Annotated in this window: 18 protein-coding genes; 10 read left to right on the forward strand and 8 right to left on the reverse strand. The window is 66.3% G+C overall.

Features of this window, described 5'->3' with window-relative positions; translation table 11 throughout:
• Positions 1-2: 2 nt before the first annotated feature.
• The 5 genes from OG394_RS35495 (at position 3) to OG394_RS35515 (ending at position 4,926) form a co-directional block, all read left to right on the forward strand.
• Positions 3-1,022: a 2-aminoethylphosphonate ABC transporter substrate-binding protein gene (locus OG394_RS35495; protein WP_328991607.1), complete on the forward strand. Its 1,020-nt coding sequence runs from the start codon at positions 3-5 to the stop codon at positions 1,020-1,022.
• Complete coding sequence (locus OG394_RS35500) at positions 1,019-2,053, forward strand: ABC transporter ATP-binding protein (RefSeq protein WP_328991608.1); 1,035 nt, start codon at positions 1,019-1,021, stop codon at positions 2,051-2,053. The genes OG394_RS35495 and OG394_RS35500 overlap by 4 nt, the downstream gene beginning before the upstream one ends.
• Positions 2,043-2,894 (forward strand): 2-aminoethylphosphonate ABC transporter permease subunit, encoded by an 852-nt coding sequence (locus OG394_RS35505; protein ID WP_328991609.1) that lies wholly within the window; start codon positions 2,043-2,045, stop codon positions 2,892-2,894. Before OG394_RS35500 ends, OG394_RS35505 begins: the two co-directional genes overlap by 11 nt.
• Positions 2,878-3,675: an ABC transporter permease gene (locus OG394_RS35510; RefSeq protein ID WP_328991610.1), complete on the forward strand. Its 798-nt coding sequence runs from the start codon at positions 2,878-2,880 to the stop codon at positions 3,673-3,675. The genes OG394_RS35505 and OG394_RS35510 overlap by 17 nt, the downstream gene beginning before the upstream one ends.
• A gap of 120 nt (positions 3,676-3,795) precedes the next feature.
• A complete protein-coding gene (locus OG394_RS35515; RefSeq protein WP_328991611.1) occupies positions 3,796-4,926 on the forward strand; it encodes a hypothetical protein in 1,131 nt (376 codons plus the stop codon).
• A 159-nt stretch (positions 4,927-5,085) separates the two neighbouring features.
• On the opposite strand, the gene OG394_RS35520 is transcribed toward OG394_RS35515, so the two are convergent.
• The 8 genes from OG394_RS35520 to OG394_RS35555 all read right to left on the reverse strand — a co-directional run bounded on the left by OG394_RS35520 (position 5,086) and on the right by OG394_RS35555 (position 12,885).
• Positions 5,086-5,895: an acyltransferase domain-containing protein gene (locus OG394_RS35520; protein ID WP_328991612.1), complete on the reverse strand. Its 810-nt coding sequence runs from the start codon at positions 5,893-5,895 to the stop codon at positions 5,086-5,088.
• Positions 5,896-5,937: 42 nt separating this feature from the next.
• Positions 5,938-6,225, reverse strand: a complete 288-nt coding sequence (locus OG394_RS35525; RefSeq protein ID WP_328991614.1) for a 4a-hydroxytetrahydrobiopterin dehydratase — start codon at positions 6,223-6,225, stop codon at positions 5,938-5,940.
• Between the two features lie 71 nt (positions 6,226-6,296).
• Positions 6,297-8,261 (reverse strand): ABC1 kinase family protein, encoded by a 1,965-nt coding sequence (locus OG394_RS35530; RefSeq protein ID WP_328991615.1) that lies wholly within the window; start codon positions 8,259-8,261, stop codon positions 6,297-6,299.
• 72 nt (positions 8,262-8,333) lie between these two features.
• Positions 8,334-9,083, reverse strand: coding sequence for a succinate dehydrogenase/fumarate reductase iron-sulfur subunit (locus OG394_RS35535; protein ID WP_328991616.1), 750 nt, complete (start codon positions 9,081-9,083; stop codon positions 8,334-8,336).
• Positions 9,084-9,156: 73 nt separating this feature from the next.
• Positions 9,157-11,037, reverse strand: a complete 1,881-nt coding sequence (locus OG394_RS35540; RefSeq protein WP_328991617.1) for a fumarate reductase/succinate dehydrogenase flavoprotein subunit — start codon at positions 11,035-11,037, stop codon at positions 9,157-9,159.
• A gap of 19 nt (positions 11,038-11,056) precedes the next feature.
• Positions 11,057-11,857, reverse strand: a complete 801-nt coding sequence (locus tag OG394_RS35545; RefSeq protein ID WP_328991618.1) for a hypothetical protein — start codon at positions 11,855-11,857, stop codon at positions 11,057-11,059.
• Complete coding sequence (locus OG394_RS35550) at positions 11,857-12,150, reverse strand: hypothetical protein (RefSeq protein ID WP_328991619.1); 294 nt, start codon at positions 12,148-12,150, stop codon at positions 11,857-11,859. The genes OG394_RS35545 and OG394_RS35550 overlap by 1 nt, the downstream gene beginning before the upstream one ends.
• A 96-nt stretch (positions 12,151-12,246) precedes the next feature.
• Positions 12,247-12,885, reverse strand: a complete 639-nt coding sequence (locus OG394_RS35555) for a hypothetical protein (protein WP_328991620.1) — start codon at positions 12,883-12,885, stop codon at positions 12,247-12,249.
• Positions 12,886-12,993: 108 nt separating this feature from the next.
• On the opposite strand from OG394_RS35555, the gene OG394_RS35560 reads away from it, so the two are divergent.
• The 5 genes from OG394_RS35560 to OG394_RS35580 all read left to right on the forward strand — a co-directional run bounded on the left by OG394_RS35560 (position 12,994) and on the right by OG394_RS35580 (position 17,767).
• Positions 12,994-13,404, forward strand: a complete 411-nt coding sequence (locus OG394_RS35560; RefSeq protein WP_328991621.1) for a (deoxy)nucleoside triphosphate pyrophosphohydrolase — start codon at positions 12,994-12,996, stop codon at positions 13,402-13,404.
• Positions 13,405-13,532: 128 nt separating this feature from the next.
• Positions 13,533-14,579 carry an ABC transporter permease gene (locus OG394_RS35565; RefSeq protein WP_328991622.1) on the forward strand — a complete coding sequence of 349 codons (1,047 nt, stop codon included), beginning with the start codon at positions 13,533-13,535 and terminating at the stop codon, positions 14,577-14,579.
• Positions 14,580-14,582: 3 nt separating this feature from the next.
• Positions 14,583-15,587: an ABC transporter permease gene (locus OG394_RS35570; RefSeq protein ID WP_328991623.1), complete on the forward strand. Its 1,005-nt coding sequence runs from the start codon at positions 14,583-14,585 to the stop codon at positions 15,585-15,587.
• A 42-nt stretch (positions 15,588-15,629) separates the two neighbouring features.
• A complete protein-coding gene (locus tag OG394_RS35575; protein ID WP_328991624.1) occupies positions 15,630-16,697 on the forward strand; it encodes an ABC transporter ATP-binding protein in 1,068 nt (355 codons plus the stop codon).
• A gap of 29 nt (positions 16,698-16,726) precedes the next feature.
• Positions 16,727-17,767, forward strand: a complete 1,041-nt coding sequence (locus tag OG394_RS35580; RefSeq protein WP_328991625.1) for an ABC transporter ATP-binding protein — start codon at positions 16,727-16,729, stop codon at positions 17,765-17,767.
• Positions 17,768-17,849: the final 82 nt, after the last annotated feature.

Below are 17,849 nucleotides of genomic sequence, written 5' to 3' on the forward strand. Positions count from 1 at the left end.
TGATGTTCCGAAAGCTCGTTCTGCCCGTCGTTCTGCTTGCGATTCTGGCCGCCTGTGGCGGTACCAGTGCCGCCTCGCCGACCACCGTCACCGTCTACAGCGCGGACGGCCTGGCCGATTGGTATCAGGCCCGCTTCGAGGCCTTCACGAAACAGACCGGGATCAAGGTCCAGCTGGTCGAGGCCGGCTCGGGTGAGGTGGTCTCCCGCTTGCAGAAGGAGAAGTCGAACCCGCAGGCCGATGTCGTCGTCACCCTGCCGCCGTTCATCCAGAAGGCGGCCGCGGAGGGGCTGCTCACGCCGTACCAGGTGGCCGGGCGGGATCAGGTCAAGGGGCTCAAGGATGCCGAGGGCAACTATGTCGCGGTGGTCGAGAACTACCTCAGCTTCATCGTGAATCCGGCCCGTGCCGGGCAGGTGCCGAAGAGCTTCGACGATCTGCTCGACCCGCGCTACAAGGGCAAGATCCAGTACTCGACCCCGGGGCAGGCCGGCGACGGCACCGCCGTACTCCTCCTGCTGCAACTCCAACGAGGCAAGCAAGGCGCGCTGGACTACCTGAGCAAGCTGGAGGCGAACAACGTCGGCCCGTCGGCGTCGACTGGGAAGCTCCAGCCGAAGGTGAGCAAGGGCGAGATCTGGGTCGCGAATGGCGATGTCCAGATGAACCTGGCCTCGATCGCGAACGACAAGTCGGCCTTCCGCCTGTTCTTCCCGGCGCAGCCCGACGGCAAGCGCTCGACCCTGTCGATCCCGTACACGATGGGCCTTGGCGCCGACGCTCCGAACTCCGAGGGCGGTCGTAAGTTGATGGACTATCTGCTTTCGAACGAAGCCCAGCAGACCGTCTCGGCCGAGGCGTTCGGGCTGCCGGCAAGGGCTGACGTCACCCCGAGCGACGCGAACTTCACAGCGGTGCGCGAGGCCACCAAGGGTGTCGAGGTGATCCAGGCCGACTGGACCAAGGTGCTCGCGGACCTCGACGCGGACGTCGAGGCGTATAACAAAGCGGTCGCCGGATGACAGTCGAGCTCGAGGGCGTCACTGTCGACTTCGGTCGGACCCGCGCGCTGGACGCGTTCGACCTGACCGTGGCCGCGGGGGAGACCGTCGCGCTGCTCGGGCCGTCCGGCTCGGGCAAGTCGACCGCGCTGAAGGCCGTCGCCGGGTTCGTCCGGCCGAGCGCCGGCCGGATCCGGTTGGCGGGCAAGGACGTGACCGACGTACCGCCGAGCCGCCGGGGGATCGGCGTCGTCGTCCAGCAGTACGCGCTGTTCCCGCACATGCGCGTCGAGGACAACGTCGCCTTCGGCCTCAAAGCCCAGAAGAGCAAAAACGTCCGCGAGCGAGTCCAAGAGATGCTGACGATGGTCGGCATGACGGCGTACGCCAGGCGCTACCCACGCGAGTTGTCCGGCGGTCAGCAGCAGCGCGTCGCGATCGCGCGAGCACTGGCGATCCGGCCGCCAGTACTCCTATTGGACGAACCACTCGCGGCCCTCGACGCGCAACTGCGGGCAGACATGCTCGGCGAACTCCAGCGGCTGCGCCGGGAGGTGCCCGACGTCGCGATCCTGTACGTCACGCACGACCAATCCGAGGCCCTCGCCCTGGCCGACCGGATCGCCGTCATGCGAGATGCGCGACTTGTCGACATTGCCGCCGCGACCGAGTTGTACGCCGCGCCGCCGTCGGCCTTCACCGCGTCATTCCTGGGTGGCGCGAACCTGCTGCCGGTCTCGATGGTCGATGGCCGAGTCGAACTGGCGGGCCACACCCTGCCAGGCGTCGCCGCGGTTGCCCAGGGCAACCAGTTGCTCTGTATCAGACCGCACACGGTGAGGCTGGCGAGCGACGGCGGGTTGCCGGCGAGGCTGGTCGCGGCGCAGTGGAGAGGCGCGTCGAGTCGGTTGACGTGCGCCCTCGACGGCCTGGACGACGTACCGCTGCAGGTGGATGTGCCCGCGGACGGGGTCCTGCCGGAGGTTGGATCGCGGGTATCGGTGCTGTTCCCGCCCGAGGCCTGCAGGTTGGTGCCCGCCGATGGCCGCTGAGGTGCTGATCAGACCTGTTGCCCTCAGCACGCCAGCGCGCTCCAAAAGAGGCTGGCTTACCGTCCCACTGCTGGTCTTGGCCGGCCTGGTCGTCTACCCACTGTTGCTAGTGGCAACGGAGTCGTTCAGCGACGGCCTGACCACTTGGCGGGAGGTCGTCGGGTCGGTCGAGTTCCGCGACGCGCTGCTGCGGACGATCCAGATCGCGGTGTGCTCGACGATCGGCTGCCTGGTGGTCGGAACGTTCCTGGCCGTCGTGATCAGCTTCGTCCCGTTCCCCGGCGCGCGCTTCGTCTCGGGACTCGTCGACGCGATGCTGGCGTTGCCGTCGTTCCTCGTCGCGTTGTCGTTCACCTTCCTGTACGGCTCCGCCGGCGTGGTCGGGTCGTTGCTCGGGACAACGGGATTTCTAACCGCGCCTTGGGCCGTAGTACTTGCCGAAATCACCTTCTACACGCCGTTCGTGATGCGACCGTTGCTGGGGGCAATGGCCCAGATCCCGCGCGCACAACTCGACATCGCCGCGAGCCTCGGCGCCGGACCCTGGCGAGTGCTTCGGCAGGTGCTGTTGCCCGAGGTCCGACCAGCGCTGGTCGCCGGCGGCAGTCTCACGTTGCTGCTCACGCTGAACGAGTTCGGCATCGTGCTGTTCCTCGGCGCCCGCGATACGACCACCCTGCCGATGCTGGTGCACGCCAAAGGCATCGTCATGTTCGACTACCCGGCCGCGTGCGTGATCGCGATGGTCCAGGTGATGCTGTCGATCGGCCTGCACGTCGTACTGCGCGGGCTGTTCGCGAAAGGCGAGACGAAAGGGGAGAGCCGTGCTCGTCTGGACTAGGCCCGGGCGGTTCGTCGTCTGGTCGATCTTCGCCGTCGTCTTCGCAGTGCTGGTACTCGCGCCCTTCGTGGTCATCGCCGCGGCCGCATTCGCCAGCAGTTGGAACGGCGTACTGCCATCGGATCCGACCGCGGGCCACTTGCGCGAGGCGCTGTCCGGCGACCAACTGGCGAGCCTCGCGGTGAGCCTGCAGACGGCCTTCGTGGGCGGGCTGCTCGCGGTGGGGCTCGGCTCCTGGGCCGCGATCGCCCGGCAGACCGCGCCCGCGCCGCTCGGGCGGTTGGCCGACGCGCTGCACCACCTGCCGATCGCCGTACCGTCGGTGGTGATCGGGCTCGGTCTGCTGGTCGCGTTCAGCCGGCCGCCGCTGGTGCTCAACGGCACCCGATGGATCGTGGTGATCGCGCACTTGGTGCTGATGATCGCCTTCAGCTATGGCACGGTCTCGGCCGCGCTGTCGCGGATCGACGGTTCGTTCGCGCAGGTCGCCGCCTCGCTCGGCGCTTCGCCCGCCCGGGTGCTGCTGAGGGTCCGGCTGCCGATGCTGCTGCCCTCGATCATCTCGGCGGCGAGCCTGTCCATCGCGCTCTCGATGGGTGAGGTCGGCGCGACGATCATGGTCTACCCCGCGTCGTGGCGCACCCTGCCGGTGAGCGTTTTCGCCCTGACCGACCGGGGGCAAACCTTTGTCGCAGCAGCCGAATCGTTTGTCCTGCTGGTCGTGACCGTGGCCCTGGTCGTTGGTCTGGACCGGTCGCGCGGCCGCTCGGTCGAACGCTGAGGGTTGTGGTTCGATCAACAGAGAGTATGGTCACGCGGAGGTAACGATAGACGGGTGGTTCTGAGGTCTCGCGTGTCCCACCCGAACTCGAACCGGCGCCCGTGCGTCAGTAGGTAGGTGGTGGGGCTGATCAGCAAACGCAAAGCAGTGGCCGGTGTCGTTGTCGCGGCCGCGCTGCTGGCCGGGTGCAGTGACGTTGATCCCGACAGCGCGGGTGATCCATCGGCGAAGACGCCGGGCCAGCCGACCGCTGATCCGTCGACCACGCTCACGCCGTCCCAGAAGCCGCCCGCCGCCGCTCCGGTGACGAGGACCTTCCCGGCCCGGCTGAAGAACGGCAAACCGCCGCTGTTCATCGTCGTCTCGTTCGACGGCGCGGGCGATCTGCCGCTATGGACGCACTGGCGCAGCGTGGCCAAGGAGGTCAACGCGCGGATGACGTTCTTCCTGTCCGGGCCGTTCCTCTATCCCGAGTCGCGCCGCAAGGACTACAAGCCGCCGTACAAGAAACTCGGTGCGTCCGACGTAGGCTTCGGCGACGCCGCGAAAGTGGTGCCGCGCGCGGTGGCGCTACGGCAGGCGATCGGCGAGGGCCACGAGATCGGCACGCACGCGAATGGGCACTTCTGCGGGCCCAAGGGCATCAACAAGTGGACCGCGCAGATGTGGGACTACGAGCTGCGCGCGTTCGACCTGATGGTGCGGAACGGGCCGGGCATCGCCGCCGGCAAGCGACTGGCCGCGCCTTTCGATCCGACCACCGTCAAGGGCATGCGAACCCCTTGTCTGGAAGGCAATCGCGCCGCGTACCGCCAGGTGATGCGCAAACGCGGCATGCTGTACGACGCGTCCGACGCCGGGCTGATCGCGTGGCCGAAGCGCGAGGACGGCCTGTGGGACTTCCCGCTGCAGTCGGTCCACCTCGCGGGGACGGGCCGCAATACGCTGACGATGGACTACAACCTGTGGTTCACGCAGAGCAAGGCGAAGCCCGTGCCGATCGCGCACGCGCCGCGGCTCAAGGGCCAGGTCCTCGCGACCTACCGCAACGCGCTGGCCCGGTCGCGAGGCGCGGGGAATCCGCCGCTGTTCCTCGGCAACCACTTCAACCGGTGGAACAACAGCGTGTACTCCGAGGCGCTCACGACGTTCGTCAAGGAGACGTGCAAGCAGCCCGACGTGCGGTGTGTCAGCAACGTCGAGCTGATCCGATGGCTGGAGAAGAACGGCATCCCTAAACCGAAGGCCTAGTGTCCTGAGTCAGAAGTTCGTGCCTCATCTCCGGCGCCCAGGCACGCACCTCGCTGCGTTGTCGTCGGGTCACAATCGAAAAAGATTGCTCCCCTCCTCCGCCTTGCGATGCACGCACCTGGACACCGGAGCTAAGGCACGAACTTCTGACTCAGGACACTAGAGCTTGAGGTAGCCGAGGGCGTTCTGCCAGGTGCCGCCGGCGGCGATGCGGTCGAGGATCAGCCGCTGCAGGGCCGTGTCGCGGGGCAGCTTGTCCAGGTGGTCGAGATCGCGCGTGCGGAAGGTGAAGTACACCGCCGACTCCTGGTTGTCGCGCGGTTCGCCGTACGGCGTGAAGCGGCGGCCGAAGCGGACCATGTTCGACTCGGGCGGCAGCTGATCCAGCAGGTACGGGTCGAGCAGCCAGGAACTGAGGTTCGCCGTACGCACCGGGCGCTCGGGGAAGTGCTTCGCGAAGAACGCCCGGGCCAGGTCGAGGCTCTCGTCGATCGCGGCAGGCATCAGCGGGCCGGACTCCGGGATGTGCACGCCGATGATCCACTCGCCGGGCTCGACACCCGGTACGTCGTGGTCCGGCTGGTGCAGCAGGTACTGCAGGCGTCCGAGCTGGTAGAGCACGCCCGTCCACGAGGTGGTGATCCACCAGTGCGTCTCCAGGCCGAACTCGCCATGGGTCCGGCGGTGGACGTCGAGCTGCCTGCCGAGATCGGCCAGTGATGCCCAGCTCACCTCGTCGCTGATACCCCGGCTGCGGTGGAACGCGCGCACATCGTCGACCGTCGCCAGGTAGGCGGCGATCGAGATGTGCGGGTCGTCGGGCAGCGTCAGCTCGTCGTCGCCCGGGAACGTGCCGATCACCCGGCGCAGATCCGCCGCGAGGGCCTCGACCGCGGCCGGATCCGGATCAAGTCCTTCGATGGCCTCGCGGTCGGCGTCGGTGATGCCCAGCAGGCGGTATTCAGTCACTGCCTCACGTTAGCCGACCGGTCCTGTGCCCCAAGAACGGTTTTAACCCGCCGCGGTGTCGATGTGGCGGGCGAGCACCAGGTCGTTGTCGGTGATTCCGCCGGCCACGTGCGTCCAGACCCGGAAGGTGATCGTGGTCCAGCGGATGTCGATATCCGGGTGGTGATCCATCGACTCAGCGAGCTGGGCGACGGTCGCGACCAGGCGGATGCCGTCCATGAAGGTCGCCTTCTTGACGCTCCGCACCAGCGCCTTGTCCTCGACCTTCCACTGGGGGAGGTGGTCGCGCAGGGCAAGATCGATCTGGTCGTCCGTCAGCAGCTCAGGCATGCTCCCAGCTTAGGCCCTGCCGGACCGCTCGGCTGTGCTCGGCCGCCTAGTTCACCGCAAGGCCGCCTGGTTCACCGCAAGGGGATGGTCGTCGGGCGGAAGATGAGGACCAGGACCCGGAGGGCCAGGACGCCGCAGATGATGAGCAGGTTGTAGCCGAGCAGTTGGAAGAGGCTGACCTGAGGTGTGACGGTCGGCCCGCCGTCGATCCCGATCAGGAGGACCGCCATCACCCCCGCCGTGGCCGCGAGGATGGTGAGCAGGACCTGGTGCAGGAGGGCCGTCACGTGGCGGCGGTCGCGCTCGTCGGCCAAGAGGCGCACGTTCAGACCGAGACGGCCAGTCTCAGCCGCGGCGGCGATGCGGTCGATGCGCCGAGGGAGTCGCCGCAGCATCGGGAGCAACGTCGCGAGCTCCTCGGTCGCCGTACGGCGTAGTGCGTCCGGGGCGAGCCGATCGGTCACATGGGCGGACGCGTACGCCCGCGACGCCGCGACCAGGTCGAACCCGGGGGAGATGCGCGAGATGGTCCCCTCGATCGTGGCCAGTGCGCGGAACACCGCCGCGACCTCAGGTGGTACGCCGAGATCGTGCTGGGTGATGATCCGGAACAAGTCGTTGAACATCGCCGGCCCGAGTGCGGCGCCCGCGCCGAGATGACGCGCCATGAACTGTCCGACAGCGCGTTCGAGAGCCTGCTCGTCGACCGCATCCGGGCGATACACGATCTCGAGCAGCGCGTCGGTCGCCGCCACCGGATCGCCGTGGTCGATGGCCAGCAGGAATCGCTGCAGGGCCTCGCGCGTACTCGGATCGAGGCGCCCGACCGAGCCGAGGTCGAGCATGCCGATCCGGCCGTCGGTCAGCAACAGGAAATTGCCGGGATGCGGGTCCGCGTGGAAGACCCCGTCGATCGCGACCTGCCCGAGCAGGCAATCGAACAACGTTGACGCCAACTCACCGGCGTCCAGCCCTCGCTCGGCGATGGCGCTCGCGGCGCCGCCGAGTGGGATGCCGTCCAGCCTCTCCATCGTCAGGACGCGCCGGGTGCAGAGCTCCTTGTACAGCCGAGGTACGACGACGCTGCCCGCCGCGACCGCTTGCCCGGCCGATACCGCGGTCATGTTGCCGGCCTCGACGGTGAAGTCGAGCTCCTCGCGCATGGCGTCGGAGAAGCCCTCGGCCAAGGCGCTCAGGCCCATCGAACGACCCCAGTCGGTGTTGCGTTCGAGCATCCGGGCGAAGCGCCGCACGATGTCCAGATCGCGCTCGACGATCGGGGCGATACCGGGGCGCTGGACCTTGACGACGACTTCACCGCCTTCGGCCAGCGTGGCGACGTACACCTGGGCGATCGAGGCGGCGGCGAGCGGTTCGGTGGCGATATCGGCAAAGGCGAGAGCACCGAGCTCGTCCGAGAGCACTGCTCTCACTTCGTCCCAGGGCGCCGGGGTGACCTGGTCCTGGAGGCGGCTCAACTCCTCCGCGACGGAGGCCGGAATGACGTCGGATCGCGTCGAGAGGACCTGGCCGAGTTTGACAAAGGTCACACCCGCTTCGTCCAGAGCGAGCCGGAAGGACCGGGCCAGCTCGGCCTGGCTGGCGGCATCCTCCCGGCCCGGGCGACGCCGTCCGCGCAGATAAGGCCCGAGGCCGCGGCGGATGACGATGCGCAGGATCTGCAGATAGCGCCGCGTCCGCGCAATCCGGCCGCCGATGTCCCGGCGAAGATCGCGCACGCGCGGCAACGAACCGGTAGGCACCAGCGCCTCGGACAAGACCAGGAAGACCAGCCCGGCCAGGACCGACAACAACGTGGAGAGGGCAAGGAACCAGAAGGCCGTCGCGTTGCTGTACGGCCAGGGCGGTTCACCGGCAATCGCGCGCAGGATCGGGCTGAAGACGGCCAGCGTGATGATCGTCGCGATCGCGAGCCGGAGCAGCCCGAAGCGCACGCCGAGCAGACGTTGCGAGACCGGGACGAAAAGGACCATGAACAGGGCGAGATTGATCAGCCCCGTGATTCCCACCAACATGCGAACGACCCTAGACGTACCACCGGCCCGATTCGTCCCTCTGCAGGGTGAACCGGGCCGGTGAAAACGGAATCAGGCGCGGCGGCGGATCTTGTTGCCGAGCCAGACGACCGGGTCGTACTTGCGGTCGGCCACGCGCTCCTTCATCGGAATCAGCGCGTTGTCGGTGATCTTGATGTGCTCAGGGCACACCTCGGTGCAGCACTTGGTGATGTTGCAGAAACCGAGGCCGTGCTGGTCCTGGGCCTCCATCTGCCGGTCGGCCGCGTCGAGCGGGTGCATGTCCAGCTCGGCGATGCGCATCAGGAAGCGGGGACCGGAGAACGACTCCTTGTTCTCCTCGTGGTCCCGGATCACGTGACAGGTGTCCTGGCACAGGAAGCACTCGATGCACTTGCGGAACTCCTGCGAGCGCTCCACGTCGATCTGCTGCATCCGGTACTCGCCCGGCTTGAGGTCCACCGGCGGTGCGAAGGCCGGCACCTCCCGCGCCTTCTGGTAGTTGTACGACACGTCGGTGACCAGGTCGCGCATCACCGGGAACGCGCGCAGCGGCGTCACCGAGATGACCTCGTCCTCGGTGAACGTGCTCATCCGGGTCATGCACAGCAGCTTCGGCTTGCCGTTGATCTCGGCGCTGCATGAGCCGCACTTGCCGGCTTTGCAGTTCCACCGGACGGCCAGGTCCGGGGCCTGCGTCGCCTGCAGCCGGTGGATGATGTCCAGCACGACCTCGCCCTCGTTCACCTCGATGGTGAAGTCGTGCAGCTCGCCACCCTCGTCATCCCCACGCCAAACCCGGAACTTCCCTTGATAGGTCATCAGCAACCACGCTTCGCTCTGGTAGCCGATGACGTGACGTCGCTGTATTTATTGGTTTCCACGCTACGCGCGATCACGCCGGCAGCTCCTCTTCCGTGAGGTACTTCTTCAGCTCGTCGACCTCGAACAGCTCGAGCAGGTCCTCGCGCATCGAGGGCTGCTCCTTGCGCTCCACGGTGACCCGGCTCTCAGCGGTATCCAGCGAGCAGACCAGCAGCAGCTTGCGCCACTCCGAGTCCATGCCCGGGTGGTCGTCGCGGGTGTGGCCGCCACGCGACTCGGTCCGCTCCAGCGCCGCCTTGGCCACGCACTCCGACACGGTCAGCATGTTGCGCAGGTCCAGCGCGAGGTGCCAACCCGGGTTGAACTGCCGGTGCCCCTCGACCGTCATCTTCGCGATCCGGGCCCGGAAGTCGGCCAGCCGGCTGAGCGCCTGCTCCATCTCCTCGGCCTTGCGGATGATGCCGACCAGGTCGTTCATCGACTGCTGCAGTTCCTGGTGGATGGTGTACGGGTTCTCACCACCCTCCAGCTCGAACGGCGCCAGCGCCTCGGCGGCCGCGCGGGTCACGTCGGCCTCGTCGATCTTCGGCCGGTTGTTGCCCAGGGCATCGATGTACGACGCGGCGCCCGCGCCCGACCGTCGTCCGAAGACCAGCAGGTCGGACAGCGAGTTACCACCCAGCCGGTTCGAACCGTGCATACCGCCGGCCACCTCGCCGGCGGCGAAGAGACCCGGCACCCGCGACTGCGCGGAGTCCGGATCGACCTCGACACCACCCATCACGTAGTGACAGGTCGGGCCGACCTCCATCGGCTCGGCCGTGATGTCGACATCCGCCAGCTCCTTGAACTGGTGGTACATCGACGGCAGCCGGCGCCTGATCTCCTCGGCGGGCAGCCGGGAGGAGACGTCCAGGAAGACCCCGCCATGCGGCGTACCGCGGCCGGCCTTGACCTCGGAGTTGATCGCGCGGGCGACCTCGTCACGCGGCAGCAGCTCCGGTGGACGCCGGTTGTTGTCCGCGTCCTTGTACCAGCGGTCGGCCTCTTCCTCGGTGTCCGCGTACTGCGCGCGGAACACGTCCGGCACGTAGTCGAACATGAACCGCTTGCCCTCGGAGTTCTTCAGCACACCACCGTCACCACGGACCGACTCGGTGACGAGAATGCCCTTCACCGACGGCGGCCAGACCATACCGGTCGGGTGGAACTGGATGAACTCCATGTTGATCAAAGTCGCGCCGGCCCGCATCGCGAGGGCGTGCCCGTCACCCGTGTACTCCCACGAGTTCGAGGTGACCTTGAACGACTTGCCGACCCCACCGGTGGCCAGGATGACCGCGGGCGCGTCGAACAGGATGAACCGGCCCGACTCACGCCAGTAGCCGAAGGCGCCGGAGATCGCGTCGCCATCTTTCAGCAACTCGGTCACCGTGCACTCGGCGTACACCTTGAGGTTGGCCTCGTAGTCGCCGGTCTCCTTGAAGTCCTCCTGCTGCAGCGAAACGATCTTCTGCTGCAGGGTCCGGATCAGCTCGAGGCCGGTGCGGTCACCGACGTGCGCGAGCCGCGGATAGCTGTGACCGCCGAAGTTGCGCTGGCTGATCCGGCCGTCGGGCGTGCGGTCGAACAGCGCGCCGTACGTCTCCAGCTCCCAAACCCGGTCGGGGGCTTCCTGCGCGTGCAGTTCGGCCATCCGCCAGTTGTTCAGGAACTTGCCGCCGCGCATCGTGTCGCGGAAGTGGACCTGCCAGTTGTCGTTGGAGTTCGCGTTGCCCATGGCCGCGGCGCAACCGCCCTCGGCCATCACGGTGTGCGCCTTGCCGAACAGGGACTTGCACACGATCGCCGTGCGCTTGCCCTGCTCGCGGGCCTCGATCGCCGCGCGCAGACCGGCGCCGCCGGCCCCGATCACGACGACGTCGTAGGAGTGTCGTTCCAGCTCAGTCATTTGAGGTGCGAGTCCTGATTCAGTTGAAGAAGCGCAGATCGGAGAACCAGCCGGCCGAGACCGACATGATGTAGGCGTCGGTCAGGATCACGGTGAACAACGAGATCATCGCGAAGGTGCCGTGCTTGGGATTCAGCTTCGATACGAAAGTCCAGTACCGGTAGCGCAACGGGTGCTTGGAGAAGTTCTTCAGCCGCCCGCCGACGATGTGCCGGCACGCGTGGCAGGACAGCGTGTACAGCCAGAGCATCACCAGGTTGATCCAGATGATCAACGTGCCCAGCCCGATACCGAAGCCGCCGTCCTTGCCGTGGAAGGCCAGCACGCCGTCGTACACGTTGAGCAGACCGAAGACCAGCGCACCGTAGAAGAAGTAGCGGTGCAGGTTCAGCGCGACCAGCGGGAACTTCCGCTCACCGGTGTAGCTCTTGTGCGGCTCCGGCACGGCGCAGGCGGCCGGTGCGAAGAACAGCGAGCGGTAGCCGGCCTTGCGGTAGTAGTAGCAAGTGCCCCGGAAGCCGGCCAGCACCGCGAACGTGATGATGCTCAGCGGCAGGAAGACCGGGAACTTCGGGAACCACGTCCCGAGGTGGCTCGAACCCTCCACACAACTAGCGCTCACACAAGGCGAGTACAGCGGCGTCAGGTATTCGTACTCGTTGACCCAGTACCACTTGTTCATGAAGATCCGGACCGTCGCGTAGACGACGAAGAAGGCCAGGATCACACCGATCCGCAGCGGCGCGAGCCACCAGCGATCCGTGCGCAGCGTTTTCTGCCCGATCGAAGCGCGACCGGGTGCGTCAATACCTGTCGTCATCAGGGTGCGTGCCGGTCCGGTGCGCCGAAGCCTTCATGCTCCGCGTCGGTCCACATGGACGCGTCGTATTCCACGTCGGGGATCTCCTCGAGTTCCTCCGGAACAGGTCCGGGTCTGCGGCGGGGGTCGGGTGGGCCGAGTTCGGCCAAGTCATCGCTCAGCCGGGCCACGTCCGAGACCAGCCGGCGTACGCCGAGGGTGTCGCCGTACTCCTGGCTGAGTTTTCCGACGCTGGTGTGCAGGGCCTCGAGAGCGCGCTGCACAGCTGCCACGGTGGTGTTGCCGTCGCCCATGCCGACTCCAGTAAGGAAAGTGTTGCTGTGAGTATCTGGACACTCTGCCGTGGCCAGGCGTCTTTCGGAAGACTTCTCGGCACGGCGTGTTTCTAGTTAGGTAGACCTAATTTGCGCCATTGCAGTTGGGTGGAGTAATGGCACATATCCAGCCTGTAATACGGCCCGATTAGCGGCCGGCGTCAGTACGTCGACCAGGGTCCCCGCCGCGATCGCCCGAGCCGGGCCGTATCCCTGCCAGGACCAGTCGAGCAGTTCGCCGCCGAGCACCAGCGCGGGCCTGCCGTCGTACCGGACCATAGCCCCGTCCGGAAGTTCACCGACGGTCCCGGTCGTGATGCGCTGCCGCCGGGTACGCCGGTCGACGCGCTCGTCGTGCAGCCGGGCGTCCATCGCGGCGGCCCGTGGTCGCTCGGGAAGACCGGCAGCGGCGGCCCAGCAAGCGCCGTACCGGTTGAAATCGGCGCGCCGGCAGTACGCGCACGGGCGGTGTCCGGCGGCGAGCGCGGTCGCCTCGTCGAGGAAGAACAACGCGGTCCATCGCCCGGGCGGCATGGGGTCTCGCTGGACACCTTTCCATTTCAGGACACAGGTGATCCACGCTTTCGACCGCCAACGCGTCACGCCGAGGGTTCGATCCGGGCCATGCAAGGTGCCGCGATTACCCATCAACAGGCCCCGGCCGGTATCGGCGACGATGTCCTGAGTAGGCAGTACGCGATTCTGCAGCGGCATAGGCGCATTCTGGGCCACGGGGCATTCTGGTGCCACTGACACTTTTCGACCGGGGAAAATCGTGGCGGGAGGCAACTATTTCGTATTCGTCTGGCAGAGTTGCCTTTCGTGAATTCGTCGTACGGCGACCGCGAGGTCGTGGTGGGTGTCGCGCTGTTCCGCGACGGAAGGGTGCTCGCGGCCCATCGCCCGGGCAGTGCCGGTCGCGATGGCGGCTGGGAGTTCCCCGGTGGCAAGGTCGAGAGTGGCGAGAGTGACCAGGCGGCTGCGGTGCGTGAGATCCGCGAGGAGCTCGGAATCGACATCGAGGTAGGTGATCCGCTCGGTGCGGAAGAGCCGATCGATGACCGTTTCGTGCTGCGGATTTATTCCGCCCGGGTGGTGGCCGGGGAACCCGTTTCGACGGAGCATACTGAATTGCGCTGGCTGGCTCCGGAAGAGCTCGATCAGGTGCCTTGGTTACTGCCTGACCAGCCCTTCTTACCGCCCGTGCGCGGAGTGATACTGACTGAAATCTGATCCGTCACGATTCGGCTTCGACAAGGCCGCGAAGTGGCGTCCACAGTGCGAGATACGTAAGGTGCCCGATGGTCCGCTGCGACGAGGCAGAGGCCATTCGAACTGATCCGGAAGGACTGGCGAATCACATGACCTTGGGGGCAACTGAAGCCCAGTCGCCAGATGGTGGTCTGCCGTCTGATCACATCGCGGAGACCGCTGAGGCCAAGCAGATCGAGGGCCGCTCACTCGGCCAGATCGCCTGGGCCCGGCTGAAGAAGGACAAGCTCGCGGTCATCAGCGCGATCATCATCATCGTGGTGATCGCGGTGGCCATCTTCGCGGGCCTGATCGTCAAGCTCAGTGGTTACGGGCCGAACGAGTTCAACCAGTTGGACGCGAACGGCAAGTCACTGCTTGACACCAGGAACGGTGGCATCCCGAACAGCGGCCTCTTCGGCAGCGGGATGAGCCGCGAGCACTGGCTCGGCATCGAGCCGCAGACCGGTCGCGACATCTTCGCCCGGCTGGTCTATGGCACCCGGACCTCGCTGCTGGTGGCCCTCGGTGGCACCGTTCTGGCGGTCCTGATCGGCACCATCATCGGCATGGTCGCCGGTTACTTCCGCGGCTGGGTCGACACCCTGCTCGGCCGGCTGATGGACATCATGCTGAGCTTCCCGTCGCTGCTGCTGATCATGGCGCTGACGCCGGTGGTCGCCGATCGCGCGAAGGAGACGTTCGGCGTCGAGGACACGAACACGCTGCGCATGGGCGTGCTGATGTTCGTGCTCGGATTCTTCGGCTGGGCTTATCTCGCCCGAATCGTCCGAGGGCAGACGCTGTCGATCCGCGAGCGCGAGTTCGTCGATGCGGCGCGCTCGCTCGGTGCGGGCCCTGGGTATGTGATCTTCAAACAGATCCTCCCGAACCTGCTGCCGACGCTGCTGGTCTACACGACGCTGCTCATCCCGTCGTACATCACCGCTGAAGCGGCGCTGTCGTTCCTCGGTGTCGGCGTCAAGGAGCCCACTGCCTCCTGGGGCAAGATGATCGCCGACGCGTCCAACTGGTACGAGCCGGATCCGCTCTACCTCTTCTTCCCCGGCCTGGCGCTGTTCATCGTCGTGCTGGCCTTCAACCTCCTGGGCGACTCGGTTCGTGACGCCCTCGACCCGCGTGCAGGGAGAAGCTGACCGATGTTCCGGTACACCGTTCGGCGGTTACTGCAGATGGTGCTCATCCTCTGGGTGATCAGCGTCATCACGTTCTTCCTCTTCTGGGCCACGCCGGCCAACCCCGCTCTGCTGATCTGTGGCAAGGACTGCACGGTCGAGCGGATCGCCCAGGTCAACAAGGACTACGGCTTCGAAGACCCGCTGGTCGTCCAGTACGGCCGGTACATGGGTGGTCTGGTCAACCCCAACGGCCGCGAGCTCGGTAACGAGGGCTCGCAGATCCACTGCGCGTGGCCGTGCTTCGACCGCTCGCTGCAGAACAGCCTGCCGGTCTGGGATTCCATGAAGCAGTCGCTGGCTCCCACCGTGTGGCTCGCCACCGGGGCCGCCGTCCTGTGGTTGTTCTTCGGCGTGCTGCTCGGACTGATGGCGGCATTACGCAAGGGCAAGTGGCTGGACAAGTTCAGCGTCGGGTTGGCCTTGTTCGGGGTCTCGTTCCCGTCCCTGGTCTTCGGCTATCTGCTCATCTTCATCTTCATCGTGAAGCTGCAGGTCGTGCCGTTCCCCGATAATGCGAACTCCAGCCTGCTGCAGTCGAACCCGATCGACTTCCTGAAGTTCTACATCCTGCCCTGGTGCACGCTGGCGCTGGTTTTCGCGGCGCTGTACACCCGGCTGACGCGGGCGAACATGATCGACACGATGAACGAGGACTTCATCCGCACGGCGCGGGCCAAGGGCCTGACCGAGCGCAAGGTCGTCTTCAAGCACGGCCTGCGCGCGGCGCTGACGCCGATCGTCACCATCTTCGGTCTGGACCTCGGTGGTCTGCTGGGTGGTGCGGTCATCACGGAGCAGATCTTCAGCATCGAGGGACTCGGCAAATTGTCGATCAACGCCGTCCTGGGTAATGACCTGCCGGTGATCATGGGGGTCGTCATGCTCGCCGCCTTCTTCGTCGTCTTCGCCAACATCATCGTCGACCTTCTCTATGCCCTGATCGATCCTCGTGTCCGGCTGTCCTGACCGAGCTCGTCGATATTTCCGTACGGACGGAGCAGAACCACAGTGAGCAACACGGCAGTCGAAGCGGTCCCGCCGAACAAGGCGACCGGGCGCGCGTTCCTGGAGGTGGACAACCTTCAGGTCCGCTTCCCTACCGATGACGGAGTGGTCCGCGCGGTCAACGGGCTGAGCTTCAAGCTCGAGCGCGGTAAGACGATGGGCATCGTGGGTGAGTCGGGCTCGGGTAAGAGCGTGACCAGCCTGGCGATCATGGGCCTGCACAAGGGCACCCGCGCGCAGATCGAGGGCGAGATCTGGCTGGACGGCAACGAGCTGGTCTCGATGCGGGCCGAGGAGATGCGGCGCCTGCGTGGCTCCGAGGTCTCGATGATCTTCCAGGACCCGTTGTCCGCGATGCACCCGTTCTACCGGATCGGCGACCAGCTGGTCGAGGCGTACCTGGTGCACAACGACGTGTCCAAGGCAGTCGCGCGCAAGCGGGCCGTGGACATGCTGGACCGGGTCGGAATTCCCTCGCCGGACAAGCGCTACAGCGATTACCCGCACCAGTTCTCCGGCGGTATGCGCCAGCGCGCGATGATCGCGATGTCGCTGATGTGTGACCCCAAGCTGCTGATCGCCGACGAGCCGACCACGGCCCTCGACGTCACGGTGCAGGCGCAGATCCTGGACCTGATGAACGATCTGCAGAAGGAGTTCAACTCCGCGATCATCATCATCACGCACGACCTCGGCGTGGTGGCCCAGATGGCCGAGGATCTGGTCGTGATGTACGGCGGCCGAGTGGTCGAGTCCGGATCGGTGCGGGACATCTTCTACCGGCCTGAGCACCCCTACACCTGGGGTCTGCTGGGCTCGATCCCGCGGATCACCGGTGGCGGTGGCCGGCTGAAGTCGATCAAGGGGGCGCCGCCCTCACTGATCAACCTGCCGACCGGCTGCTCGTTCCACCCGCGGTGCGACTACCGGGAGTTCGCCACCAACGGCTCCTGCACCGCGGATGTGCCCGAATTGCTCCAGATCGGAGCCGAGGCGCACAGCTCTCGCTGTCACATCGACAGCGAGAAGCGCAAGCAGTTGTTCACCGAGCAGATCAAGCCGAACCTGTGACCTCCGGATCGGAAGCACGAGGAGATGTTGTGAGCACTTCCACGACGGTGGCGACTGAGCGGACCGGGCCCGTCAGGGGCGACGTCCTGCTCGAGGTGAAGGACCTGAAGCGGCACTTCCCGGTGACGCAGGGCATCATCTTCCAGCGCCAGACCGGTGCGGTGAAGGCGGTCGACGGGATCGACTTCACCGTCAACGTCGGTGAGACCCTCGGCCTGGTTGGCGAGTCCGGCTGTGGCAAGTCCACCACCGGACGTTTGGTGACCCGGCTGGACGAGCCCACAGCCGGCACGATCACCTTCCAGGGCACGGATATCACCCACCTGAGCCGGCAGAAGATGCGCCCGTTCCGGCGGGACGTGCAGATCATCTTCCAGGACCCGTTCTCCTCGCTGAACCCGCGTCAGACGATCGGTACGATCATCGCCGCGCCGTTCGACATCCAGGGCATCAAGACCGAGGGCGGCACCAAGAAAGCCGTCCAGGAACTGATGGCCCGCGTCGGTCTGAACCCGGAGCACTACAACCGTTACCCGCACGAGTTCTCCGGCGGTCAGCGGCAGCGCATCGGTATCGCCCGGGCACTCGCGCTCCGGCCGAAGCTGATCATCTGCGACGAGCCGGTATCCGCGCTGGACGTGTCGATCCAGGCCCAGGTGGTGAACCTGCTGGACGACCTGCAGGACGACTTCAACCTGGCCTACCTGTTCGTAGCGCACGACCTCTCGGTGATCCGGCACATCTCGGACCGCGTGGCCGTGATGTACCTCGGCAAGATCGTGGAGATCGCCGAGCGGGACGAGCTGTACAACCATGCCCGGCATCCCTACACGCATGCGCTGCTCTCAGCCGTGCCCGAGCCGGACCCGGACGCGGTCAAGCACCGCGAGCGGATCCGCCTCACCGGGGACGTGCCGAGCCCCCTGAACCCGCCCAGTGGGTGCCGTTTCCGCACCCGTTGCTGGAAAGCGGAGGACATCTGCGCAGAGCAGGAGCCACCGCTGTTGCAGATCGGCGCGCCGGGCCATTTGGCGGCGTGTCATTTCCCGGAAGAACGCGATGTCATCTGACCGCAACAGCGTGTAGCTGCTGAGGTGTAGATGTGACAAGGAAGCGATCACGATCCGGTCACTGGAACCGTACAGTCGTTGA

This window comes from Kribbella sp. NBC_01245 (assembly GCF_036226525.1).
GTDB lineage: Bacteria > Actinomycetota > Actinomycetes > Propionibacteriales > Kribbellaceae > Kribbella.